Here is a 23568-nt window from a genome sequence, read left to right as displayed (position 1 = left end):
TGCAGTGCAATCAAGCATGGGATTTTTCTTGGGAAAGCTCAGCTTCATTCGGCCGGCAAGGCCGCAGCCGTTGCCGGCGGCCGCTTGGCGTCCCCCTGCACGATCAGCAGATACATCACCGGCGTCACCACACGGCTGAGCAGGGTGGACGACACCAGCCCACCGATGATCACCCAGGCCAGCGGACTGTAAAGCCCGGAACCGGACAGGGCGAGCGGCAGCAGGCCGCCGATGGCCGTCACGCTGGTCAACAGCACCGGCAGGAAGCGCACCTCGCCGGCTTCCTCGATGGCATCGCGCAAAGCCCGGCCGCTTTCCCGCAACTGGGTCGTGAAATCGACCAGCAGCAGGCTGTTCTTGATCTCGATCCCGATCAGCGCGACGAAACCGATGACGGCGGTATAGCTGAGCGAATTGCCGGTGAGGAACAGTGCCACCAGGCCGCCGAACAACCCGAGCGGGATGACCCCGGCCACCACCAGCGTCTCGCGGAAGCGGCCGAATTCGATCACCAGCACCGCCAGGATGCCGAACACCGCCAGCGCGATGATCGGCCCCAGCCCGCCAAAGCTGCGCGCCGCGGTTTCGGCTTCGCCGCCAATGTCGAAGCGATAGCCATCGGGCAGTTCGACTTGGCTGATGGCCTCGACCACCGCCTTGTTGACCTTGGCGGTCAGATAGCCGTCTGCCACCTGGGTATCGACATAGACCACACGGCTCTGGCGTTCGCGATTGATGCGCGGCGGCGCCGAATCCAGATAGGGTGTCGCGATCTCGCGCAGCGGCACCGGGCCGACGCTGCCCGGCACATAGATATCATCCAGCATCCGCACGCTGTGGCGCTCCGCCAAGGGCAGCCGCACCACGACATTGTAGCTGTCGCCTTCCACATCGCGGAACCGCCCGGCCGCTTCACCGGCCAGCGCCAGCCGCAGCGCCCGGCGCGGCGCGCCCGGCTGCACACCCAGCAGCGCGGCCTTGTCGTTGTCCAGCCCCAGATTCAGGCGCGGCTGGTCGACCGCCACGGCATTGCGCACATCGCGCGTGCCCGGCACGCCGCGCATCACCGCTTCCACTTCGCCGGCCAGCCGTTTCAGCACCGGCAATTCCGGCCCGACAATGCGGATCTGGATGGGGGAATCGATCGGCGGGCCGTTCTGGAAGATCTTCACCACATATTGCGCATCCGGGCTGGCATCCAGCTTGGCGCGCAGCCGCTCCACCAGCGCCGGGCCGCCAAATTCATCCCATTTGTTCAGCACCACCAGCACTTCGCCAATGTTGCTGCGCTGGTCGAAATTGCGTTGGTTGTAAAAGATCTGCGGGTTGCCGCGGCCGACATTGGCCATCACCCCCGTCACGGCGGGCTCATCCTTCACCGCAGCTTCCACATAGGCGACGGCGCGGTCGGTGGCCGGAATGGCGGTGCCTTCCGGCGCCGTCACCTGCACGAGGAAATAGGGCGTTTCGGCTGGCGGGAACAGGCTGGAGCCGATGAACGGCACCAATCCCAATCCGGAAATGATCAATACGGTCGCCGCCGCCATCGCCCGCCACGGATGAGTGAGGCTCCAGTGCAGCACCGGCTGATAGAAACGGTGGATGCCGCCATTCACCCATTGCAGGAAGCGGTTGCCTTCCTCCTTCTCTTCACGCGGCAGGATGCGGCTGGCCAGGAATGGCACAATCGTCAGCGATACGAGCAGCGAAGCGGCCACCGTGCCGAGCACCGCCACCGGCAGGCTGCGCGTGAACTTGCCGGCGCCTTCGGGCAGCATGGTCAACGGCAGGAACGCGAACAGCAGCACGAAGGTGCAGCCGATCACCGCCACCGCAATCTGGGTGGTGCCATCCACCGCGGCCTGGCCGCGCGTTTTGCCCATGCGCAGGTGGCGGGCAATGTTTTCCGTCACCACGATACTGTCGTCCACCAGCAGGCCGAGCGCGATGATAAAACCGGAAATCGCCAACTGATTCAGCGTGAAACCGCTCCAGCTGAGCACCGCCACGCCCATCGCCAAGCTGAGCGGCACCGACACCATCACCACGATGCTGGCGCGCCAGCCAAGCGGCAACAGCGTGATCAGCACCAGGCCGAGCGCGATGGCAAAATCCCGGCCGAGCTGGTCGAGCTTGCGCGCGATATCGTCGCTCTGATCAAATCCCACCACCATCTGCACATCCGGCGGCAACAGCGCCCGATAGGCGTCGACCGCCTTCACCGCATTGTTGCGGATGTCGAGCACATTGAGCCCGTCCTTCTGGGTCATCGTCACCCACACCGCACGCTTGCCGTTGTAACGGGCGAAATGCGGTTGTTCCTCGTAAGCCCAGCCGACGGTGGCGATATCCTTCACCCGCACGATGCGGCCCCCCTGGGCGCGCACCGGTTCATCGGCCAGTTCCGCCACCGATTTATAGGCGCCGCCGGCCTGCACATTCAGCCGCGCGTCGCCAGCCTGCACCGCGCCGGGCGGCAGATCCTGCCCGCCGCTGCGCAGCGCGTCGGTCACCGCGGTGACCGGTATGCCCAATTGCGCCATGCGCCCGGTATCCAGCGCCACCCGCATTTCCGGCGTCGGCAGCGCCCACACCCGCGTGCCGCGCACGCCGGGCACCCGGATCAGCCGCTCGCGCAGATCCTTGGCGACCTTTTCCAGCCGCCGGTAACTGGCAGTGTCCGAAACCAGGGCGAATTGCAGCACGGCGGCTTCGGTGGTGCGGGTCTTCTGGAATTCCAGCCGGGTCAGCGCCGATGGCAGGCTGTTGCGGATGGCGTTCACCTCACGCACCACCTCGTCGTAATTCTTTTCCGGATCGCCATCCCAGCTGAATTCGGCGGTGATCACCGCGCTGGAATCGGTCGATCGCGATTGCACCTTCACGATCCCGTCCAGGCCCTGCACGACATCCTCGATCGGCTTGGCAATGGTCGATTCCATGTCTGCCGGCTCGGCGCCGGGCACGGTGGCGATGACGTTGATGAACGGCGACGGGAAATGCGGATCAACCGAGCGCGGGATGGCGAAAAACGCCGACAGCCCCAGCGCCGCCAGCGCCAGAAACACCACCAAAGTGATCTGCCATTTTTCGATGGCAAAACGGATGATTGCGTTCATTTTGCCGCCACAGGGCTGGCGATCTGCACCACCTGGCCATTACGCAGCCGATCGATGCCGGTGGTGACCACCTGTTCGCCCGGCTGCAGGCCCGCCGTGACGATCACGCCGGCCTCTGCCACCTCACCCAGCGCCACCTGCCGCTGCCGCACCCGGCGCGTTACCGGTTCCAGCACATAGACAAAGCCTTCATCGGCGCGCGCCGCAAACACCGCCGTGGCCGGCACGATCAACGGCGCGCCGGCATGCGCTGCGCCCAGCAGCAGTTCCGCTTCGCCGATCTGGCCGGATGCGAGCCGCGCATTGGCCGGCAATTTCACTTCGATGCGGAAGGTGCCGGTGCCATCATCGCCGCGCGCGCCCACTTCGCTCACCTGTCCCGAAAAGGGCGCCGGGCCCAGCGCAGCAATGCGCACCGTCGCCGGTTGCCCCAGCTTCACCCGCGCGGCATCCCGATCGGCGAGCGGCACGCGCAGCACAAAGCCCTGCCCCATCTCGCCCAACGTCAGCACCGCCTGGCCGGGCTGGGCAATCTGCCCCGGCTCGCCCGGCCGGCTGAGCACCACACCGGCCGATGGCGCGCGCAGCACCGCCAGCCCGACATCGAAACCGGCGGCCCGCTGCCGCGCTTGCGCCGCAGCCATGGTGGCGCGCGCCTGCTCGACGCGCGGCGCCGTGATCCAGCCCTTCTTGAACAGATCCTCCAACCGGGTGAGATCGGATTTGGCGCGCACCACTTCAGCCTGCGCCGAGGCCTCGTTCGCGCCCAGAGCGGTGATATCAAGCCGCGCCAGCACCTGGCCGGCCACCACGCGGTCGCCGTCGCGCACCAGGATCGCGGCGATGCGGCCCGGTGTGTTGAACGACAGCGGCGTCTCGCGCTTCAGCCGCACCGTGCCCGACACCAGCAGCACACTGTTGCCGTTGACCAGGCGCACCGTCGCCAGCCGCACCGGCAGGGCCTGCGCCGCCTTGGGCGGCGGCGGCGCCTCGCTGCTGCACGCGGCCAGCGCAACCGACAGCAGGATCACGCCAGGCAGGCGACGAGCCCTACCGGAGGGCACCAACCGATGGGCAAGTTGGTGGGCAAATGCTCGATTGCTCATGGGCGGTGCCTGCGATCCCGGTCGGTTGAGCCGGGCAAGGCCATGTTTGGCCCTGCCCGGCTTTTGATTCCGACTCATATCTAGCCCGTTCATTCATCGTGGCGCAAGATATTTGAGCATTGCTCAGAATGGTCGCAGGCCGCTTCTCTCAATCGTTGATCACCAACGCACACAAGGTCAGCGAAACCCCGTTGTCGTCGGCACTGCCCGGCTCCACCAGCAGTTCCGCCAGCAATTGCCCGGCTATGGTGATGGTTTCATGCGGCAATTGCGCCGCCACGGCGGCCAGTGCGGCCGCAGCGCCGGGGCCATCGAGCCGCACATCAAGCTCGTGGCGGGCGCCGGCCAGCGTCAGGCTGGCCCAATCGCGCGCGCGCAGTTCCTCGATCACCAGGCGGGCCCCATGGGGCAAGGCGATGGCCGCCACGGCGCGCAAGATGGCGGCCTGGGCGCGATCACAATGCGGTCGCATGCGGCCCCTCCCTGGTTGCAGCGACAGGCGAGGCGCTGGCGCTGGCGATATGCGCCAGCACGCGATCGCGCGTGGCGGCGCGCGGTTCCCGGCCACGACGCAGATCAAACACGAAACGCGGATCGCCGGTGGCCATGCGACCAAAACGCGAGGCCGGGATGGCGTGGGCGCGCAAATGGCGCTCCACGACAGGCAAAAGGCACATGTCGTCAACTCCCTTCGAATTGGGCTTAATTGCCGGCCTATCCCTCGCGATTCGGCTGACAAGACACTTTATCCAAGTCAAAATCCTACTAGTCTAGGAAAAAAACTACTGCTATAGGGTCCAAATCGGGCCAGGAGAGGAGGCCCGTGGGTCATGGACAGCATTGCCATCAGGCAGAGGCTGGACGCGCTGATCACGTCGCGCGGTGAGGATTATGCCTCGCTGTCGCGGCGGCTTGGGCGCAACGCCAGCTATATCCAGCAATTCATCAAGCGCGGCGTGCCGCGGCGCTTGTCAGAATCCGATCGCCAATTGCTGGCGCAACATTTTGGAATCGCCGAACATCTGCTCGGCGGCTCACCAGCGGATCCCGGCCGCGCCCTGCTGCCCCGCCCCGGCCTTGCCCGCGCGGCAGAGGATTATGTGCTGGTACCGCAATATCAGCTCAACGCCTCGGCCGGCCCCGGCGCCCTGCCCGGCGTCGAAGTGCCCACCGCCGCCATCGCCTTCCAGGCCGGCTTCATCCGCGACCTTTCGTCCAACCCGCCCGAAGGTCTCGCCGTGTTGGGCGTCGAAGGCGATTCGATGTTCCCCACCCTCGCCCACGGTGATCAGATATTGGTGGACACGAACGACCACCTGCGCCTGCGCGACGGCATCTATGTGCTGCGCAGCGACGACGCCCTGCTGGTCAAACGCCTGTCGCTCAACCCCATCGCCCGGCGCATCACCATCCGTTCCGACAACGAAGCCTACCCAAGCTGGCCCGATTGCGACCCGGACAGCATCACCGTGATCGGCCGCGTCGTGTGGGTGGGGCGGAAGTTGGGATAGGGATTTGCCGGTCAGTAGCCGCTGATCAGCATGTCCAGCGCATTGAGGATGGTTGCATCCGCTGCCGCCAGCGTTGCCACGATCGGCCCGCACTCGCGCTTGGGGATGGTTGCTGCCTGCTGCGTCATCATCACGAATTCATCCCCGCCAATCTGGAATACCGGGTTGAGCCGCCGAATGGGCGGCGGTGCGTTTCGGACCGGTCGCAACGGCACTACAAACCGCGTCTGCATGTCGGCCAGCAGGTTGGATTGGCAATCAAGCAGGAACTCGCCGCCGCCAAACCCTTCATAAACGTCAAATCGAGCCATCAGAATTGGCGGAAACGAGCCAGCGGTAAGCCATGCTGTTCAACATGTTCGTTATAGGCCGAAATCGCCACACGGTTCTCTGCAAGCCAATGCTCGGCCTTCACCTTCGCCACTTGCTCGGCGATGCCGCGCTCGCAGGCCTGCGAAAGATTGATGCCGTGGGCACGCGCCTCTTCGACGAGCCCGCGATCAAGCGACACATTGGTCGGCCGACGGGTGGCCCGAACATCGGGTGCATTAGAGAGCTTGGTAGCCATGGGCACATCCTTGCGCATTGAATATGCCCACCATAGTGGGAAAGCCGCGCGTTGCCAATGATGCCGCCGCCGCCAGCCTGGCAGACCTGACCCTGGGGGCGAATTGACTTTTGCCGCCCACAAGGCGAGATTCGGCCGATGGACAACACGCCCAACCGCCTCGCCGAACCGGCGCGCGAATGGATCGCCAGCCAAGTCGCCAGCGGCGCCTGGCCGGACGAAGCGGCCTATCTGAACGATCTGGTGGCGCGCGACCGGGACGATGTGGAGAAGCTGGCCGCCCTGCACGCGGCGCTGGATGAAGGCGAGGCCAGCGGGCTCAGCGACCTCACCATAGAGGACATCATCGCCCAAGCCCGCGCGCGCAACCTTGCCAAGGCTTAGGCTCACCGCCGCCACGCGGCGCGATCTTGATGCCATTTACGATCATGGCTTTGTCACCTTCGGTCAAGCCACCGCCGATCGCTATGCGGCGATGCTGGTGGCGACGGCACAGTCCTTGCTGGCGTTCCCGTTGATGGGACCGGAAGTGCCAGGCCGCAATCCACCGCTGCGCCGCTTTTCGGCGGAAAGCCATGTGATTTACTATCGCCCCGATGCCGACGGAATCTTGGTAACGCGCGTTTTGCATGCGCGGATGGCAACCCGTGGAAGGGTTTAATTCCAAGGAACGTGGAAGCGACCAAGATGAAAGAGAAATTATTATAGTGTATCGCTAATTAGCTCTATCCTAATTGTTCACTAACAATTCGCGCTGGGAAACCATAATTTATGCCTTACTTGATATTACTAAAATCAGGCAGCGCTTTTATTTGATCTGATGATATACTGTCTGTGACATTGGTTTTAAACTGTTCAGAAACGGCATTTAAAATATCCTGACCAATTTTGTCCTTTGCATCGCCCAAATTTACATCAAGCTCTTGCGCTGTTTGCTCAAACGCCTTATAAAATTGACCCAATATTGGCGCATCCTTCAGAAATTCTGATAACAAATTTGGAATAAAGCGCCTGGCAAACTGCCAAGTCGAAACTTCTGAAATAAATGTTCCAGATCTAGAATGATTTAACATTCCGATAATTCGTTCAAGATCATGACGTACTTTTACGCTATCCAGTTCTTCGCATAGCACCATTTTTTCTAATGTCGCGACTATTTTGTCAAATAGACTGTCGATCGCGAACTCTTTCCTTGCATCGTCGACGATTTGATCGATATCAATATACATTTTCTCATCTTTGGGTGCGAACCAGTGATAATTTAACATGGCGTCGCGGTTATTAATTAGCGACAGTAAATGAGCTTTCCAGGTAGCAAGGCCGTTCCTATGATTGGTTTCGTAATTTCGACAGTTACTTACAAGATCAGAAAGCCACTGTGGCCAATCCTGGCGCGCAACCACCATTCCCAGCGCTTCAAGGTCTTTCAGTAGATCGACATTTGCTTTGGCAACGTTTTCAGGCACGTTTTGCGCCAGAGCATCTAATAGACGATCAAAACTTGTCCGAATGGCCGAATGTCGCTCGTCTATGAGCGCCGCAATATGGTCTGTTGAAGCCTTCAATCGACAACCTCCAACGAGTTCCTAAGCTAACTACTCCGCCGCCATCCCCAGCAGCCCGCCCTGGCGGTCATCCACGTTGGCGGCTGGGGTTTCGCTCATCGCCTTGGCGGCCTTGCGGCTGTCGAAGGCGTTCCACACTTCGTTCCAGTCGCCCTTGGTCGCGGCCTTCGAATATTCGGTCGAGCGCGCTTCGAAGAAATTGGCGTGTTCGACGCCGTTGAGCAGCGGCGTCAGCCACGGCAGCGGGTGTTCCTCGATCATGTAGATCGGTTGCAGGCCGAGCTGCTGCAGGCGCCAATCGGCGATGTAGCGGACGTAGCGCTTGATATCCTTGGGCGTCATGCCGGAAACCGGGCCCTGTTCGAAGGCCAGATCGATGAAGGCATCTTCCAAGCGCACGGTGCGCTGGCAGACGTCGGCGATATCGTCGCGGATGCGGCTGGTGAGCACGCCGGTTTCCGCGCAAAACGCGTGGAACAGCTTGATGATGCCTTCGCAGTGCAGCGATTCATCGCGCACACTCCACGACACGATCTGCCCCATGCCCTTCATCTTGTTGAAGCGCGGGAAGTTCATCAGCATGGCAAAGCTGGCGAACAATTGCAGGCCTTCGGTGAAACCGCCGAACATCGCCAATGTCTTGGCAATATCCTCGTTGTTGCTCACGCCGAACGTGCCCATATAATCATGCTTGTCGCGCATTTCCTTGTAATTCAGGAAGGCGCTATATTCGCTTTCGGGCATCCCGATCGTGTCGAGCAGGTGGCTGTAGGCGGCGATGTGGATCGTTTCCATGTTGGAAAACGACGTCAGCATCATCTTGACTTCGGTCGGCTTGAACACGCTGCCATATTTGTCGTGATAGCAATCCTGCACCTCGACATCGGCCTGGGTGAAGAAGCGGAAGATCTGCGTCAGCAGGTTGCGCTCGTGATCGGTCAGCTTCTGCGCCCAATCGCGGCAATCTTCGCCCAACGGCACTTCTTCCGGCATCCAGTGGATCTGCTGCTGGCGCTTCCAGAAATCATAGGCCCAGGGATATTCGAACGGCTTGTAGCTCTTGGAGGCCTTGAGGAGAGACATGGGGGTAATCCTGATCAGAAGGTCTTGAAAAAATTGGCATTTGGGAGGGGGGCATTTGGGAGGGGGTCGGGGTCACGAGCCGTGGAAGTCGTGGCGCCGGCCCCCTCACCCTCCGGCCGGTCAGCAACCCGGCCGGTGCATTGCCCTGCGGGATGGCAGGGCAAGCCCGAGGCGCTGGCCGCCATCACTGGCAGGCCAGGCATTCATCATAATCGCGCCGCTCCATGGTGACCACCGGCGCCTCGGCCGTGTTGTCGGCCTCCACGCCGCCGGCAAAGCCCGCGCGCTGCACGCTCATCGAGCGCAGATAATAAAGGGATTTGATGCCCAGTTCCCAGGCGCGGTAATGCAGCATCAGCAGATCCCATTTCTCGACATCGGCCGGGATGAACAGATTGAGCGACTGCGCCTGATCGATATACGGCGTGCGATCGGCCGCCAGTTCGAGCATCCAGCGCTGATCAATCTCGAACGCGGTGCGATAGGTGGCCTTCTCCTCGGGCGTCAGAAACTCCAGATGCTGCACCGAACCGCCGCGTTCCAGCATGCTATTCCACACCGCATCGCTGTTCTTCGCCTTGGAAATCAGCAGCTTTTCCAGATAGATGTTCTTGACGACGAACGAGCCCGACAGCGTCTTGTGGGTATAGACATTGGCCGGAATCGGCTCCACGCAGGCCGAGGTGCCGCCGCAGATGATGCTGATGCTTGCCGTCGGCGCGATCGCCATCTTGCAGCTGAAACGCTCCATCACGCCCATGTCGGCGGCGTCCGGGCAGGGCCCGCGTTCAGCGGCCAGGTTCATCGATGCCTGATCGACCTGCGCGCGGATATGCTTGAAAATCTTCATGTTCCAGGCTTTCGCCGGCGCGCTTTCAAAGGGCAGGCCGCGCGCCTGGAAGAAGCTGTGCAGGCCCATCACGCCCAGGCCGACCGAGCGTTCACGCATCGCCGCATAGGCCGCGCGGTGCATCGCCGGTTCGGAACGGTCGATATAATCCTGCAGCACATTATCCAGGAAGCGCATGCAATCCTCGATGAACAGCGGATCGCCCTGCCATTGGTCCCACGTCTCGATGTTGAGCGAGGACAGGCAGCACACCGCGGTGCGATCGTTGCCCAGATGATCCTTGCCGGTCGGCAGGGTGATTTCCGAACACAGGTTGGAGGTGGACACCTTCAGCCCCAGATCGCGCTGGTGCTTGGGCATGGTGCGGTTCACTTCATCGATGAAGATGATGTAGGGCTCGCCGGTCGCCAGCCTTGTTTCGACCAGCTTGGTGAACAACGCGCGCGCATCCACCTCGGCGCGTTTCTCGCCGGTCTTGGGGCTGACCAGATCGAAACTGGTGCCATCGCGCACCGCCGCCATGAACTTGTCGGTCAGCAGCACGCCATGATGCAGATTGAGCGCCTTGCGGTTGAAATCACCCGACGGCTTGCGGATTTCGAGGAACTCCTCGATTTCCGGATGGCTGATGTCGAGATAGACCGCCGCCGAACCGCGCCGCAGCGAGCCTTGCGAAATGGCCAGCGTCAGGCTGTCCATCACCCGCACGAACGGGATGATGCCGCTGGTCTTGCCGTTCAGGCCGACCGGTTCGCCGATGCCGCGCACATTGCCCCAATAGGTGCCGATGCCGCCGCCGCGCGACGCCAGCCAGACATTCTCGTTCCAGGTACCGACAATGCCTTCCAGGCTGTCCGACACGCTGTTCAGATAGCAGCTGATCGGCAGACCGCGCCCGGTGCCACCATTGGATAGCACCGGGGTGGCCGGCATGAACCACAGCCGGCTGATGTAGTCATAGAGGCGCTGGGCGTGCGGCGCATCATCGGCATAGGCCGCCGCCACGCGCGCAAACAGATCCTGATAGGATTCGCCCGGCAGCAGATAGCGATCATCCAGCGTGTCCCGGCCGAAATCGGTGAGCAGCGCATCGCGGCTGCGATCCACCGTCACCGGGAAGCGCCACGGCAGCACCTCGCTGGTGCCCGGCCTCGTCGGCGCTGGTGCCTGCGCAGCCGCCATCGCGCCTTGGGCCAGCGCTGCGAACAGCGTTTCCGTTCCCTCGGCCGGCGCGTCGGTCGGCCGGTCGGCAATGTTCAGGTCGGCGCTGCTGTCTGTCATTCTGAATTCGCTCATTCTTCTGCTGTCCTTGGATCATAGGAGAAGAACAAACCGGGGTCACGCACCAAACGTGTGGCGGTGTGATTTGTCCCCGATATTCACAATTGACCGACCTGGCCCATTGCCCATTCCTCGCCCGACGCCACCAGAATTAGTGCCTGAAGCGTTTCGATACGCAACAGATAGTGCCACAGCAGGTCTGCCGTGCAAGCCAAAAGTTTACTTGACGCCATGTAACGGGCGCCAGACCGGCGCTGTTCCCGGCGATTCCTCCACAGGAAAATTGGCCGGCTATTCTGCATCAAGGGCTTGGCGGAAATTGCTGCAAGGGCCGTGCAGGCCGGCGCGACGGTCGATATGGACGCAGCCACGGTCGCAGCCTATCTTGCCTGGCAAATGCCGCTGCCGCGACGCTGCGGCCACACCACAACAGGGGCCAGTTCATGACCGTGATCCGCGAAGCCGATGTGATCGAATCCGTCGCCGATGCGCTGCAATATATCAGTTACTTCCATCCGATGGATTATATCCGCGCGCTGGGCCGCGCCTGGGAACTCGAAGAATCACCGGCCGCCCGCGACGCCATCGCGCAGATCCTCACCAACAGCCGCATGTGCGCCGAAGGCCATCGCCCGATCTGCCAGGATACCGGCATTGTCGTGGTGTTCGTGAAAGTCGGCATGAACATTCGCTGGGAATCGACCAGAAGCCTTGAAGACATGATCAACGAAGGCGTGCGCCGCGCTTATCTGCACCCCGAAAACAAGCTGCGCGCCTCCATCGTCGCCGATCCGGCCTTCACCCGCGTCAACACCCGCGACAACACGCCAGCGGTGGTGCACGTGGAACTGGTGCCCGGCGACACGCTCGACATCATCGTCTCGGCCAAGGGCGGCGGCAGCGAGAACAAGGCCAAGTTCGCCATGCTGAACCCCAGCGATTCCATCCGCGACTGGGTGGTGAACACCGTGCCATTGATGGGCGCCGGCTGGTGCCCGCCCGGCATGCTTGGCATCGGCATCGGCGGCTCGGCGGAAAAGGCGATGCTGCTCGCCAAGAAATCGCTGATGGACCCGATCGACATGGCCGAATTGAAGGCGCGCGGGCCGACCTCACCCCTGGAGGAGTTGCGCATCGAACTGCATGATGCGGTCAACGATCTCGGCATCGGTGCGCAAGGGTTAGGCGGCCTGTCCACCGTGCTCGATGTGAAGATCCTCGACACGCCGACCCATGCCGCGTCGAAACCCATCGCCATGATCCCCAATTGCGCCGCCACCCGCCACGCCCATTTCGTGCTCACCGGCAATGGCCCGGCCTATCTGGCGCAGCCCGATCTGGCCGATTGGCCGAAGGTGAACTGGACGCCGGACAAGGCCTCGATTCCGGTCAATCTCGACACGCTGACCCCGGCCGAAGTCGCCAACTGGAAGCCCGGCGACCGGCTGCTCTTGAATGGCAAGATGCTCACCGGGCGCGATGCCGCCCACAAGCGCATGACCGACATGCTGGCCCGCGGCGAGACGCTGCCGGTCGATTTCACCAACCGCGTCATCTATTATGTCGGCCCGGTCGATCCGGTGGGCGATGAAGTTGTCGGCCCGGCCGGCCCCACCACGGCGACGCGCATGGACAAGTTCACCGAAGCCATGCTGGCACAGACCGGCCTGATCGCCATGATCGGCAAGGCAGAACGCGGCCCGGCGGGCATCGAGGCGATCAAGCGCCACAAGGCGGCCTATCTGATGGCGGTGGGCGGCGCGGCCTATCTGGTGGCGAAGGCGATCAAGGGCGCCAAGGTTCTGGCCTTTGCCGATCTCGGCATGGAAGCAATTTATGAATTCGAGGTCAAGGACATGCCGGTGACGGTTGCCGTGGATTCTGAAGGCACCAGCGTCCACCAGACCGGCCCGGCCGACTGGCGCGCCCGCATCGCGGCCGCAAGAGAGAAGCAATTGGCATAAAGCGTCGTCACGCCAGCCGTGACGTTTGCGCGATACAGCAACCCACAGCATGATCACCACCCGCCCCGCCGCCATTCTGTTCGATATGGATGGCCTGCTGCTCGATAGCGAGCGGCTGATCCGCGATGTGATGATCGCGGTGATGGCAGACACGGGCTTTGCCATGACGACCGGCGATTTCGCTGCGCTGATCGGACTGCCCGAAGCCGCCATCCGCCTGTGGATGCAGGACCGCTTTGCCGGACTGGACTATGCTGTCATGCGCGCCGCCGTCGCCGCCCGCATCACGGCGCAGTGGGGTCCGCGCCGGCCACTGAAGCCGGGCGCGGCCGAATTGCTGGCACAGGTGCGCGCGGCCGGCATCCCGGCCATGCTGGTCACCTCCACGGCGCAGCGCCAGGCGCACCGCCATCTGCATCACGCCGGCCTGCGCGATCATTTCGTCGGCATCGTGGGCGGCGACGATGTGGCCAACGGCAAACCGCACCCTGAACCTTATCTCGCCGCCGCCGCCTGCCTCGGCCTGGCGCCGGCTCATTGCCTGGCGCTGGAGGACAGCCACAATGGCGTGATCGCGGCCCACGCGGCTGGCGTCCCGGTGATCATGGTGCCCGATCTGCTGCCGGCCACGCCGCCGATCCGCGCGCGGGCGCTGGCGGTGGCACCCGAACTTGCCACGGTTGGCGCCTGGCTTGCTGCGGTGACATGACGCAGCCAGCCCCGTTCAGCCCCCCGAAAGCGGCATGCGTATCTCCTGCAGACCCCAGCAAGGAGCGCCCATGATCCAGTTTTCGCCGCTTGTTCCCTTCAGCCGCCGCGTCGGCTCGCTGCTTGCCGGCCTGGCCGTGGCTGGCTGTGTCGCCAACACGGCGCCCGTTCCGGTGGCCGCCGTCAAGCCGGCCGTCCTGACACCCGTGGCCGCCAGCGACGCGCTGCCTGCCACCGAAGCCGCGGCCGAAACAGCCAGCGCCCAGATGGTCTGGGCTTTGCGCGGCGGGCTGAATGTCGCTGCCTTGTTATGCCAGGATCGTTTGATTACTGATAACTACAACCGAATGCTGAAAGTGCATCGCAATATTCTGGATGAAGCCTATGCCGCCGAACAGCGTCGGTTCCGCGCTCTCCACGGCAATGCCGGGCAGGATCGCCACAGCCGGGCGATGACCCGACTGTATAACGGCTTTGCCAGCGTGCCTGATCGCCGCCGTTTCTGCACCATGGCGACACGGATTGTGGCCGATATGGTCGCCATGCCATCGGCGCTGGTGGCGGCCAACGCACGGCGCGCGCTCACCACGCTGGAACCGGGCGCCGTGCAGTTGGTGAACAGCGCCAATTAGCGATTGAGCGCCGCCACGATGGCATCGAATGCCGGCACGGTCACCGCCATGTTGCCGCGGTTGCTGGCCACCGGGTGGCTGCCCAATCGGGCGATGACCACGCCGGCCTTGCGGTCGATATAGATGGCCTGGCCATGGATACCCAGGGCCATGGTCTGCCCGCCGGCGCGGTGCCACCATTGACTGCCATAATTGCCATCGAGATTGCCCGGATATTTCGTCGCCACAAACGCCGCTGGATCGCCACCGGCAAAGATGCGCTCGACAGCGGCCGGCGGCACGATCTGCTGGCCATCATGGCGACCGCCCAGCCGCATCATTTCGCCAAAGCGGGCGATGTCGCGCAGGGACGCCATCAGGCCGCCGCCGCCAAAGGCCGTGCCGAGGCGATCGACGCCGATCGCCGCATCCTGCTCCATGCCCAGAAGTGACCAGTAACGCGCCTGGATCTGCGCGGCCAGGCTCTGCCCGGTCACCCGTTCGATGATCCATTGCAGGGCATTGGTGTTGGGCGTGCGATAGACGAAATCCTGCCCATGCGGCCCATTCTGGCCCAGGCTGGCGGTGAAGCTGTGGTGGCCATCCGGCCCGTCATAGTCGACGGGACGCGGGCCCCAGGCGCCGGCAATGCTCATGCGCTGCACATCGGTCAGCCCGGTTTGCCCGGCGACATAATCCTCGTTGAACGCCAGGCCGGTGCGCATGTCGAGGATCTGCCGGATCGTGGCATTGCCCAGCCCAGTCCCTTTCAGTTCAGCCACATAAACCTCTGCCTTCGCATCGGGATTGAGCGTTCCCTCATCGATCAGCGTTTCGGCCAACGTGCCGACAAAGCTTTTGGTCACCGAGAACAAGATATGCTGCGTCTCCGGCCCGGTGGCGCCGAACCAGCGTTCATACACGACCACACCATCCTTCATCACCAGGATCGCATCGGTGTAGGTGGCAGCGAGGCTGTCCCGCCAGGTCATAGCCTGACCGTCCAGCGTGGTCAGCGGCACATTGTCCAGATCAGCGCGCAAGGCCCGTGGCAGCGCCGCCACCGGGCCGCCGCGCGCAATGTTGGCCGTCGGCACCAGTTCGCGCATGTGGCTGTATCCCCAGCGGAACTGTGGGAAACGCCACATCGATCCATCATCCCAGCGCACTTGCTTGTCGGCCGGGACGGGCAAGCCCTGCATCCAGCCCATCGCCACTGGATCGGTGTCGGCTGCGCTTTGGCGGCCATCCTGCGCGTGGCCGGGAACATGAAGCGATGCAGCTATGGTCATGATCATCAATGCGTGGCGCAACGCCTCGCCCTCCCCTTGGTCTGTTGTTGCAGGGATGCTAGGCCGGGCCATTGCAACCGGCAAGGAGCCTCCATGCGCATCCTCTTCATATCGTTTGCCCTGCTTGCCGCCGCACCGGCCTGGTGCGAAACGCCGGAACAGCGGCTGGCGGCCGCCGGCCTCAGGCTGCCGCCGCCCAACAGCCCCATCGGCCTTTATGTGCCGGCCGTGCAGTCCGGCAAATTGCTGTTCCTGGCCGGCCACACCGAATGCCCGGTCAAGGCCACCGGCAAGCTGGGTGCAACCATGGATGTCGCCGCCGGCAAGGCCAACGCCGCCAGCGTCGCGCTGTGCATGCTGGCCACGCTGAAGGCCCAGCTTGGCGAATTGAGCCGCGTCAAGCGCGTGGTGCGCGTCATGGGCCTGGTCAACGCCACGCCGGACTTCACCGATCACCCCGCCGTGATGAACGGCTTTTCCGAAGTGATGGTGACGGCCTTTGGCGAGGCGGGCAAGGCGCCGCGCACCGCCGCCGGCGCCGGCAGCCTGCCGCGCGGCATCCCGGTGGAGGTGGAAGCGATTGTCGAGCTGAAATGAGCGGCGAAGACCTGCCCGCCATCCTCGCCCACGCCTGGAGCCTGCTGGTGCGCGGCGGCGCCGACCGCAAGAGCCCGCTGCACACGCCAGCCGTGGCCAGCGTCGATGCCGCCGGCCTGCCGCAGGCCCGGGTGATGGTGCTGCGCAAGGCCGATCCGATGACGGCGGCCTTGCGCTTCCACACCGACGCGCGCAGTCCGAAGGTGGCAGAGCTGGATGGACAGCCGGTGAGTGTGCTGGCCTATCATCCGGGTGAGAATATCCAGTTGCGCATCGCTGGGCTGGCCCGCGTCGGCCGCAATGAAGCCGACGTCGATCAATATTGGCAGCAATCGACCACCTTTGCCCGGCGCTGTTATCTGGCCGAACAAGCCCCCGGCACCCCCCTGCCCGGCCCGGCTTCCGGCCTGCCGGCCTGGGCGGAAGGCCTGCAACCCAGCGAAGACCAAGTCGCTCCGGCGCGGCCGAATTTTGCCGTGCTGTGGGTGAACGTGACGGCGATCGACTGGCTGCACCTGGCCAACAGCGGGCATCGCCGGGCGCGGTTCAGCGCGGCGGACGGCTGGGTGGGGGCGTGGGTGGCGCCGTGAGCGCGTTGGATTCGACGCGCGGGTGATGGGCCCCGGCGTTCGCCGGGGTGACGGGGATGGCGATTTATCGGGTCAACTTCTTGTACGTCAACGCATGCGGCCGGTCCGCGGCATCGCCCAGCCGCCTGCGCTTGTCTTCTTCATAGGCCTGGAAATTGCCTTCGAACCATTCGACATGGCTGTCGCCTTCAAACGCCAATATGTGCGTGGCCAGCCGATCGAGGAAGAAGCGATCGTGGCTGATCACCACGGCGCAACCGGCATAGCTTTCCAGCGCTTCTTCCAGCGCGCGCAGCGTTTCGACATCAAGATCGTTGGTCGGTTCGTCGAGCAGCAGCACGTTGCCGCCCTTCACCAGCATCTTGGCCATGTGCACGCGGTTGCGTTCCCCGCCCGACAGCAGGCCGACCTTCTTCTGCTGATCCGGCCCCTTGAAGTTGAACGCGCCGACATAGGCCCGCGTCAGCACTTCGTTCTTGCCGAAATAGAATTTGTCGTTGCCGCCGGAAATCTCTTCCCAGACATTCTTGTCGCCGGCCAACGCGTCGCGGCTCTGATCGACATAGGCCATCTTCACCGTTTCACCGATGACGATGTCGCCGCTGTCCGGGGTTTCCTGACCGGTGATCATGCGGAACAAGGTCGTCTTGCCGGCGCCGTTGGGGCCGATGATGCCGACGATGCCGCCCGGCGGCAGGCTGAACGACAGATTCTCGAACAGCAACTTGTCGCCATAGCTCTTGGTGAGATTGGTCGCCTCAATCACCTTGTTGCCCAGGCGTTCCGGGATCTGGATGAGGATCTGGGCTTCGCCGAGGCGGCGGTTGGCCTGTTTTTCCACCAGTTCGTCAAAGGCCTTGATGCGGGCCTTGCTCTTGGTCTGGCGGGCCTTGGGGCTGGCACGGATCCACTCCAGCTCCTGCTTGATCGCCTTTTCGCGGCTGGCATCTTCACGATCTTCCTGGGAAAGCCGCTTCTGCTTGGCTTCCAGCCAGTCGGAATAATTGCCTTCGAAGGGAATGGCGCGGCCGCGATCAAGCTCCAGCACCCATTTCACGACGTTATCGAGGAAATAGCGATCGTGGGTGACCAGGATCACCATGCCCTTATATTCTTTCAGATGGTTTTCCAGCCACGACACGCTTTCGGCATCGAGATGGTTGGTCGGCTCATCGAGCAGCAGGATTTCCGGCTTTTCCAGCAGCAGCTTGCACAGCGCGACGCGGCGCTTTTCGCCGCCCGAAAGCCGCTCCACGCCGCTGTCACCGGGCGGACAGCGCAGCGCGTCCATGGCGATTTCCAACTGGTTGTCGAGCGTCCAGCCATCGACCGCGTCGATCTTTTCCTGCAGCGTGCCCATTTCCTCGAGCAGCTTGTCGAAATCGGTATCGTCCTTGGGATCGGCCATTTCGGCGCTGATCGCGTTGAAGCGGTCCACCAGATCGGCCACGGGGCGCACCCCGTCCATCACATTGCCCTTCACGTCCTTGGTCGGATCGAGATGCGGTTCCTGCGGCAGATAACCGACGCGCACGCCTTCGGCGGCCCAGGCCTCGCCCTGAAATTCCTTGTCCAGCCCGGCGATGACTTTCATCAGAGTCGATTTGCCGGCGCCGTTCGGCCCGATGATGGCGATCTTGGCGCCGGGCAGGAACGACAGGGTGATGTCCTTGAAACAGGGCTTGTTGGCACCCGGATAGGTCTTGGACAGGCCCTTCATGACATAGGCATATTGGTAGGCCACGGTTTGGCTCCGGTCGCAAATTGGTGGGGAAATGACGGTGAAGCCCTTAGCCGATGGCGTGCGCGCGCGCAAACCGGGGGCCGCAGTTTCCGGCAGATCAACCTGCGCACAACCTGCCCGCCCCACACGCCGAACTGCAACCAGCACTTGTGCAGCAACCCCCGGCAATGCCAAACCGATGCCCAAGGGAGACACGCCATGACGATCAGGACCATCATTGCCGCCACCTTGGCGCTCGCCACATCGGCGCAGGCCGCACCCGATGACCGCATCGCCATCGCGGCCAAGCTGCGCGATACCGCGCTGGCCAGCAACCCGGCCTGGCCGCTGCTCGTCGATCTCACCGACAGCGTCGGCCAGCGCCTGGCCGGCAGCGAGGCCGAAGCGCGCGGCCGCGCCTGGGCCAAGGCCGCCATGCAGAAACTCGGCCTCGTCAACATCCGCGAGGAAGCCTTCCCCATCACCTTCTGGCAGCGCGGCCAGGAAAGCGCCCGCGTGCTGGGTAGCAACCACAGCCTGGCCATCACGGCGCTGGGCAATTCGGGCGCGACGCCGGCCGCCGGCCTCACCGCGCCGGTCGCCTGTTTCGATACGCTGGCCGCCCTGCGCGCCGCCCCCGATGCGGCGGTGAAAGGCCGCATCGTCTTCATCGATCATCGCATGACCGTCACGCAGGATGGCAGCAGCTATGGCATCAACGGCGGCGTGCGCCGCGCCGGCCCGGCCGTCGCCGCGCAGAAAGGCGCCGCGGCGGTGATGATCCGCAGCCTGGGCACCGATCACCACCGCAACCCACACACGGGCAGCACGAGCTTCCCCGCCGGCACACCGGCCATCCCGGCGGTGGCGCTGGCGCTGCCCGATGCCGAGCTGGTCGGGCGCTTGTGCGCGCGCGGGCCTGTGCAGGTGCATCTGGTCTCCACCCCGACCAGCCAGCCCGGCCAATCGGCCAACATCAGCGGCGAGATCCCCGGCAGCGTTCCCGGCGAGATCGTCGTGCTGGGTGGGCATCTCGATAGCTGGGATATCGGCCAGGGCGTGTTCGACGATGGCGCCGGCGTCGCCATCACGCTCGCCGCGGCTGCCACCATCAAGGCGAGCGGACCGCAACCGCGCCGCACCGTGCGCGTCGTGCTGTGGGGGTCCGAAGAAATCGGCGTGGTCGGCGGGCGCGCCTATGGCGAAGCCCATAAGCAAGAGAATATCGTGCTGGCCGGCGAAAGCGATTTCGGCGCCGATCGCGTCTGGCGGGTGGAATCGCGCGTGGCCGCGACCGGCCTGCCCTTGTTCAGCGAAATCGCCGCCGCGTTGGCGCCGCTGGGCGTGCAGCCGCAGCCGGGCAACGACAGCGGTGGCGGTGCCGATGTGGGCCCGCTGGCGGCGCTGGGCAGCGGCGTGCTGGAACTGGCGCAGGATGGCACCCGCTATTTCGATTATCACCACACGCCCGACGACACGCTCGACAAGGTGGACCGCGCCCAGCTCGATCAGAATGTCGCCGCGTGGACCACGGCGATCTGGCTGGCCGCCAGCGATGATCGCCCATTGCGCACCAAGCCGTGAGCGGTTGAAGACGGCCGCTGGCCATGCTCTAACCGTCTCGAAACGGGGAGGCAGACATGCGGGGCAAATATCAGATCGCGGCGATGGCGGCATTGCTGGCCAGTTCAGCGCACGCCACCGATTTCCGCATCACCCTGCCGGCCACCGGCGTGGACGCCAGCACCGATGGCCGCATCATCCTGGTGATCACGCCGGATGCGTCGTCGGAACCGCGTTTCCAGGTCAAGCTCGGCGCCGATGCGCCGCAAGTGCTGGGCATCGATGTCGATGGGCTGAAACCCGGCGGCGCCGCGATGATCGGCGCGGGCGTGCTCGGCTATCCGGCGGAATCCCTCAGCGCCGTGCCGGCCGGTGACTATATGGTGCAGGCCGTGCTGCACAAATATCAGACCTACAAGCTCAGCACTGGCCACACGGTGAAACTGCCGGCGGCGCGCGGTGCCGGGCAGAACTGGCGTCTGGAACCGGGCAACATCATTTCGGAGCCGATGAAGATCCGCTTCAATCCGCAGGCCAAGGATATTGTCACCATCCCGCTGACAAAGGTGCTGCCGCCGATCGCCGAGGCGAAGGACAGCGAATTTATCCGGCATTTCAAATATAAATCGGAGCGCCTGACCAAATTCTGGGGCACGGATGTGTTCATCACCGGGCACATATTGGTGCCCAAGGATTTCGACAAGCACCCCGAAGCGCGTTACCCGCTGGTGATCAACCACGGGCATTTCCCGGACGATTTCGGCGGTTTCAGCACCACGCCGCCCGATCCCAACGCCAAATGCGTGCCCGCCGCGCGCTTCTCGGAACCGTGCTACAACCGCATTGAGGCGCAGGAGGCCTACGACTTCTACAAGAAATGGACGTCCCCGGATTTCCCGCGGATGCTCATCGTGGAGATCGACCACAGCAATCCCTATTATGACGACAGCTATGCGGTGAACTCCGCCAATCTCGGCCCCTATGGCGATGCCATCATGAAGGAATTCGTGCCGGCCCTGGAAAAACAATATCGCGGGATCGGCGAAGGCTGGGCGCGCTTCACTTACGGTGGCTCCACCGGCGGTTGGGAAGCGCTGGCCGTGCAGCTTTTCTACCCGGATGATTTCAACGGCGCCTTTGCCGCCTGCCCCGATCCCATTGATTTCCGCCAATATACCAACATCAACCTCTATGAAGAGAAGAATCTGTTCTTCAAGGAGGGCCCCTTCAACAAGGTGCCGCGCCCGGCGCACCGCAATTATCTCGGCCAGGTTGATTATACGGTCGCGGAAGAACAGCGGCTCGAACTGGTGCTGGGCACCCACAGCCGCTCCGGCCAGCAGTGGGACATCTGGGAAGCCGTCTATTCCCCGCAAGGCGCCGACGGCTATCCGCAGCGCATCTTCGACAAGCGCACCGGCGTGATCGATCCCAAGGTCGCCGCCTATTGGCGCGAGAATTTCGATCTCGTCCACATCATGAAACGCGACTGGAAGACGCTCGGCCCCAAGGTGAAGGACAAGATCAACCTCTATGTCGGCGACATGGACAATTATTATCTGAACAACGCTGTCTATCTTGCCGAAGATTTCCTGCGCAGCGCCGAACCGAAATTCACCGGCGAAATCCTCTATGGCGACCGCGCCGAGCACTGCTGGAACGGCGACCCCACCCAGCCCAACAAGATCAGCCGCCTGCGTTATAACAGCATGTATGTCGGCAAGATGATGAAGCGCATCGAAACCACCGCCCCGCCCGGCGCCGACCTGAAAAGCTGGCGCTACTGATGGCACGCGCCCGAACCCCCACCCGCACCCCCACCGCCGAACTGCCGCTGCGCGGCCTCTACGGCTTGCAGCAACGCGTGCTGGCCTTCACGCTGCTGGTGCCGCCGCTGATCTGGCTGATCCCCTGGCCCCAGGCCTTGCGTGTGCTGTCGCTGCTGCTGCCCTTGATGTTCCTCGCAATCGGCCTGCTGGTCGTTGTCCTGCTGCGCTGCCCGGCCTGCACCAAGGTCCTGATGCTCAGGGGCCTGATCCTGGCCCCCCGCCACAAATGCCCGCACTGCCGGGAAGTGGTGGCCTGAACTTGACCTCGTCTCTCCGAAGTTGATGCGGCGCGTCGTCCCGCCGAACGCCATGACCCAACGCCGGGGCCTTGCAGGCGCGGATGAAGAACCAAGAAGCAGCCTCCGCCCCGGATCAAGTCCGGGTTGACTTAGGCAGGGGCGAGCCCACTGCACCCATCAGTTTTCCATTGCTCACACACTGCTGGGCCAGCCCATCTACACTGTCTTGCAGTATCTGTCCGGCCGAGGGCAAGGGCGCTGCGCTCGTCCTGCCCCGCTGCAACACCGAAGGGATGACGCTCCACCTTGCCGAGATATCCGCTGCCGTGGCGCCCGGCGCCCATGCCGTGCTGATCCTTGACCAGGCAGGCCGGCACATCTCGGCGGGTCTGGTCATCCCGGCCAACATCACCCTGCGACTGCTGCAGGCAAAATGCCCCGAGCTCAACCCCGTCGAAAACGTCTGGCAGTTCATGCGCGACAACTGGCTGTCAAACCGTATCTTCAAATCCTACGACGACATCCTCGACCATTGCTGCTTCGCATGGAACCGCCTCACCGATCAGCCTTGGCGCATCATGTCCATCGGACTGCGCCAATGGGCGCATGGGTGAGTATCAGTCAGAGTTGGTATTATGGAAGCTTTTTGCTCCCCCGGAACGCGGGATACCGCTTGCCCGCGCAGATGGTAAATTATATTGAGATATCGGTTGTGGTGCGTTTTGATGGGGCGGTGGCCGGCATCCCAACTCCGGCTGCGGGTGAAAACGGTTCACTTTCGCGGTTATGATTGCTGCACGCAAGTTATTTGCGGGCAAGCCATGAAGCTGTTCCGGAAAGGTTATAGATATGAAAAAAATTGCTTTCGCCGCGATGCTTTGTGCGAGTGCTTCGTTCTCGCCGGTTCATGCACAAGTTGCGGCGGCTTGTCCGACTGCTGCGCAGCTTTGTCCGAGTACTCCGCCCTCACAATCAAATGATACCGGTACTGTAACTTCTATTAATCAGCAGCCGACAGTTAAAGTAGAGATAAACTTAAACGTCCCGGGCAAAACGGGAAGGCGGCGTATAGTTGTGGAACAGATTTTGCTCAACAAAAGGTCTTTAATTGGACTTGCCACTGGCCCGAGCGGCCCGATGGCAGTTGTTGACCCAAAACTTTCAGAAAAGCTTGTAGGTGCGACCTGCACATATCTTCCTTCGCCGAATCTCCCCACTGCTGAATGCACGAAGTAATTTGTTGATGCGGCACCGCGCCAGGGCAGGCTTTTATGCTGTTCCGGCGCAGTGCCACCTATCAAGTCCGGCAACGAAGGCGGGTCGTGAGCGATAAGCGGTTGCGGCTACGATTGCATTGGCGGCTTTATCC

At 63.2% G+C, this 23568-nt stretch carries 24 protein-coding genes and 1 pseudogene; 13 read left to right on the top strand and 12 right to left on the bottom strand.

Annotated features, from left to right (window positions below; genetic code table 11):
• Positions 1 to 44: 44 nt before the first annotated feature.
• The 4 genes from ABWP22_RS05995 to ABWP22_RS05980 all read right to left on the bottom strand — a co-directional run bounded on the left by ABWP22_RS05995 (position 45) and on the right by ABWP22_RS05980 (position 4902).
• Entirely contained in the window at positions 45 to 3119 is a 3075-nt protein-coding gene (locus ABWP22_RS05995) for an efflux RND transporter permease subunit (protein WP_353199049.1), read from the bottom strand.
• Positions 3116 to 4150 carry an efflux RND transporter periplasmic adaptor subunit gene (locus ABWP22_RS05990; RefSeq protein WP_353199048.1) on the bottom strand — a complete coding sequence of 345 codons (1035 nt, stop codon included), beginning with the start codon at positions 4148 to 4150 and terminating at the stop codon, positions 3116 to 3118. The genes ABWP22_RS05995 and ABWP22_RS05990 overlap by 4 nt, the downstream gene beginning before the upstream one ends.
• Before the next feature lie 223 nt (positions 4151 to 4373).
• Entirely contained in the window at positions 4374 to 4697 is a 324-nt protein-coding gene (locus tag ABWP22_RS05985; protein ID WP_353199047.1) for a hypothetical protein, read from the bottom strand.
• Positions 4681 to 4902 (bottom strand): hypothetical protein, encoded by a 222-nt coding sequence (locus ABWP22_RS05980; RefSeq protein ID WP_353199046.1) that lies wholly within the window; start codon positions 4900 to 4902, stop codon positions 4681 to 4683. The genes ABWP22_RS05985 and ABWP22_RS05980 overlap by 17 nt, the downstream gene beginning before the upstream one ends.
• A gap of 153 nt (positions 4903 to 5055) precedes the next feature.
• Between ABWP22_RS05980 and ABWP22_RS05975 the strand changes: the two genes are divergently transcribed.
• Entirely contained in the window at positions 5056 to 5736 is a 681-nt protein-coding gene (locus ABWP22_RS05975; protein WP_353199045.1) for a S24 family peptidase, read from the top strand.
• Between the two features lie 11 nt (positions 5737 to 5747).
• Here ABWP22_RS05975 and ABWP22_RS05970 read toward each other — a convergent pair whose 3' ends face one another.
• Entirely contained in the window at positions 5748 to 6047 is a 300-nt protein-coding gene (locus ABWP22_RS05970; RefSeq protein ID WP_353199044.1) for a CcdB family protein, read from the bottom strand.
• The gene (locus ABWP22_RS05965) at positions 6047 to 6304 is read right to left on the bottom strand and encodes a type II toxin-antitoxin system CcdA family antitoxin (protein ID WP_353199043.1); all 258 of its coding nucleotides are present in this window, start codon (positions 6302 to 6304) and stop codon (positions 6047 to 6049) included. The genes ABWP22_RS05970 and ABWP22_RS05965 overlap by 1 nt, the downstream gene beginning before the upstream one ends.
• Positions 6305 to 6442: 138 nt before the next feature.
• Between ABWP22_RS05965 and ABWP22_RS05960 the strand changes: the two genes are divergently transcribed.
• Both ABWP22_RS05960 and ABWP22_RS05955 read left to right on the top strand, forming a co-directional pair.
• Positions 6443 to 6688 carry a ribbon-helix-helix domain-containing protein gene (locus ABWP22_RS05960; protein ID WP_353199042.1) on the top strand — a complete coding sequence of 82 codons (246 nt, stop codon included), beginning with the start codon at positions 6443 to 6445 and terminating at the stop codon, positions 6686 to 6688.
• Entirely contained in the window at positions 6675 to 6965 is a 291-nt protein-coding gene (locus ABWP22_RS05955) for a type II toxin-antitoxin system RelE/ParE family toxin (RefSeq protein ID WP_353199041.1), read from the top strand. Before ABWP22_RS05960 ends, ABWP22_RS05955 begins: the two co-directional genes overlap by 14 nt.
• Before the next feature lie 115 nt (positions 6966 to 7080).
• Here the strand turns inward: ABWP22_RS05955 and ABWP22_RS05950 are convergent, their stop codons facing one another.
• The 4 genes from ABWP22_RS05950 to ABWP22_RS05935 form a co-directional block, all read right to left on the bottom strand.
• Positions 7081 to 7869 (bottom strand): hypothetical protein, encoded by a 789-nt coding sequence (locus ABWP22_RS05950; RefSeq protein ID WP_353199040.1) that lies wholly within the window; start codon positions 7867 to 7869, stop codon positions 7081 to 7083.
• A gap of 30 nt (positions 7870 to 7899) precedes the next feature.
• Complete coding sequence (locus tag ABWP22_RS05945; RefSeq protein WP_353199039.1) at positions 7900 to 8952, bottom strand: ribonucleotide-diphosphate reductase subunit beta; 1053 nt, start codon at positions 8950 to 8952, stop codon at positions 7900 to 7902.
• A 184-nt stretch (positions 8953 to 9136) separates the two neighbouring features.
• On the bottom strand, positions 9137 to 10984 hold the full coding sequence (locus tag ABWP22_RS05940; RefSeq protein WP_502951094.1) for a ribonucleoside-diphosphate reductase subunit alpha: 1848 nt from the start codon (positions 10982 to 10984) through the stop codon (positions 9137 to 9139).
• A 197-nt stretch (positions 10985 to 11181) separates the two neighbouring features.
• The gene (locus ABWP22_RS05935; protein ID WP_353199037.1) at positions 11182 to 11454 is read right to left on the bottom strand and encodes a hypothetical protein; all 273 of its coding nucleotides are present in this window, start codon (positions 11452 to 11454) and stop codon (positions 11182 to 11184) included.
• A 72-nt stretch (positions 11455 to 11526) separates the two neighbouring features.
• Between ABWP22_RS05935 and ABWP22_RS05930 the strand changes: the two genes are divergently transcribed.
• The 3 genes from ABWP22_RS05930 to ABWP22_RS05920 all read left to right on the top strand — a co-directional run bounded on the left by ABWP22_RS05930 (position 11527) and on the right by ABWP22_RS05920 (position 14387).
• The gene (locus tag ABWP22_RS05930) at positions 11527 to 13047 is read left to right on the top strand and encodes a fumarate hydratase (protein WP_353199036.1); all 1521 of its coding nucleotides are present in this window, start codon (positions 11527 to 11529) and stop codon (positions 13045 to 13047) included.
• A gap of 49 nt (positions 13048 to 13096) precedes the next feature.
• Entirely contained in the window at positions 13097 to 13756 is a 660-nt protein-coding gene (locus ABWP22_RS05925; protein ID WP_353199035.1) for an HAD family hydrolase, read from the top strand.
• Between the two features lie 70 nt (positions 13757 to 13826).
• Complete coding sequence (locus ABWP22_RS05920) at positions 13827 to 14387, top strand: hypothetical protein (protein WP_353199034.1); 561 nt, start codon at positions 13827 to 13829, stop codon at positions 14385 to 14387.
• On the opposite strand, the gene ABWP22_RS05915 is transcribed toward ABWP22_RS05920, so the two are convergent.
• A complete protein-coding gene (locus ABWP22_RS05915) occupies positions 14384 to 15658 on the bottom strand; it encodes a serine hydrolase domain-containing protein (RefSeq protein ID WP_353199033.1) in 1275 nt (424 codons plus the stop codon). The two genes, ABWP22_RS05920 and ABWP22_RS05915, sit on opposite strands and share 4 nt — an antisense overlap.
• A gap of 93 nt (positions 15659 to 15751) precedes the next feature.
• Between ABWP22_RS05915 and ABWP22_RS05910 the strand changes: the two genes are divergently transcribed.
• Both ABWP22_RS05910 and ABWP22_RS05905 read left to right on the top strand, forming a co-directional pair.
• Positions 15752 to 16255 carry a RidA family protein gene (locus ABWP22_RS05910; RefSeq protein WP_353199032.1) on the top strand — a complete coding sequence of 168 codons (504 nt, stop codon included), beginning with the start codon at positions 15752 to 15754 and terminating at the stop codon, positions 16253 to 16255.
• On the top strand, positions 16252 to 16845 hold the full coding sequence (locus ABWP22_RS05905) for a pyridoxamine 5'-phosphate oxidase family protein (protein ID WP_353199031.1): 594 nt from the start codon (positions 16252 to 16254) through the stop codon (positions 16843 to 16845). The genes ABWP22_RS05910 and ABWP22_RS05905 overlap by 4 nt, the downstream gene beginning before the upstream one ends.
• Before the next feature lie 64 nt (positions 16846 to 16909).
• On the opposite strand, the gene ettA is transcribed toward ABWP22_RS05905, so the two are convergent.
• Complete coding sequence (gene ettA, locus ABWP22_RS05900) at positions 16910 to 18589, bottom strand: energy-dependent translational throttle protein EttA (RefSeq protein ID WP_353199030.1); 1680 nt, start codon at positions 18587 to 18589, stop codon at positions 16910 to 16912.
• A 198-nt stretch (positions 18590 to 18787) separates the two neighbouring features.
• Between ettA and ABWP22_RS05895 the strand changes: the two genes are divergently transcribed.
• The 5 genes and pseudogenes from ABWP22_RS05895 (at position 18788) to ABWP22_RS05875 (ending at position 23435) form a co-directional block, all read left to right on the top strand.
• A complete protein-coding gene (locus ABWP22_RS05895; RefSeq protein ID WP_353199029.1) occupies positions 18788 to 20152 on the top strand; it encodes a M20/M25/M40 family metallo-hydrolase in 1365 nt (454 codons plus the stop codon).
• Positions 20153 to 20208: 56 nt separating this feature from the next.
• Positions 20209 to 21918 (top strand): alpha/beta hydrolase, encoded by a 1710-nt coding sequence (locus ABWP22_RS05890; protein ID WP_353199028.1) that lies wholly within the window; start codon positions 20209 to 20211, stop codon positions 21916 to 21918.
• Positions 21918 to 22217 (top strand): hypothetical protein, encoded by a 300-nt coding sequence (locus tag ABWP22_RS05885; RefSeq protein WP_353199027.1) that lies wholly within the window; start codon positions 21918 to 21920, stop codon positions 22215 to 22217. The genes ABWP22_RS05890 and ABWP22_RS05885 overlap by 1 nt, the downstream gene beginning before the upstream one ends.
• Before the next feature lie 209 nt (positions 22218 to 22426).
• Positions 22427 to 22813: pseudogene (locus tag ABWP22_RS05880) on the top strand (transposase); the annotation flags it as partial.
• Positions 22814 to 23048: 235 nt separating this feature from the next.
• Positions 23049 to 23435 carry a hypothetical protein gene (locus ABWP22_RS05875; RefSeq protein ID WP_353199026.1) on the top strand — a complete coding sequence of 129 codons (387 nt, stop codon included), beginning with the start codon at positions 23049 to 23051 and terminating at the stop codon, positions 23433 to 23435.
• Positions 23436 to 23568 lie beyond the last annotated feature (133 nt).

Origin of the sequence: Sandarakinorhabdus sp., assembly GCF_040398665.1 — a bacterium.
Classification (GTDB): Bacteria; Pseudomonadota; Alphaproteobacteria; order Sphingomonadales; family Sphingomonadaceae; genus Sandarakinorhabdus.
This window is presented reverse-complemented; position numbering and strand designations above follow the sequence as displayed.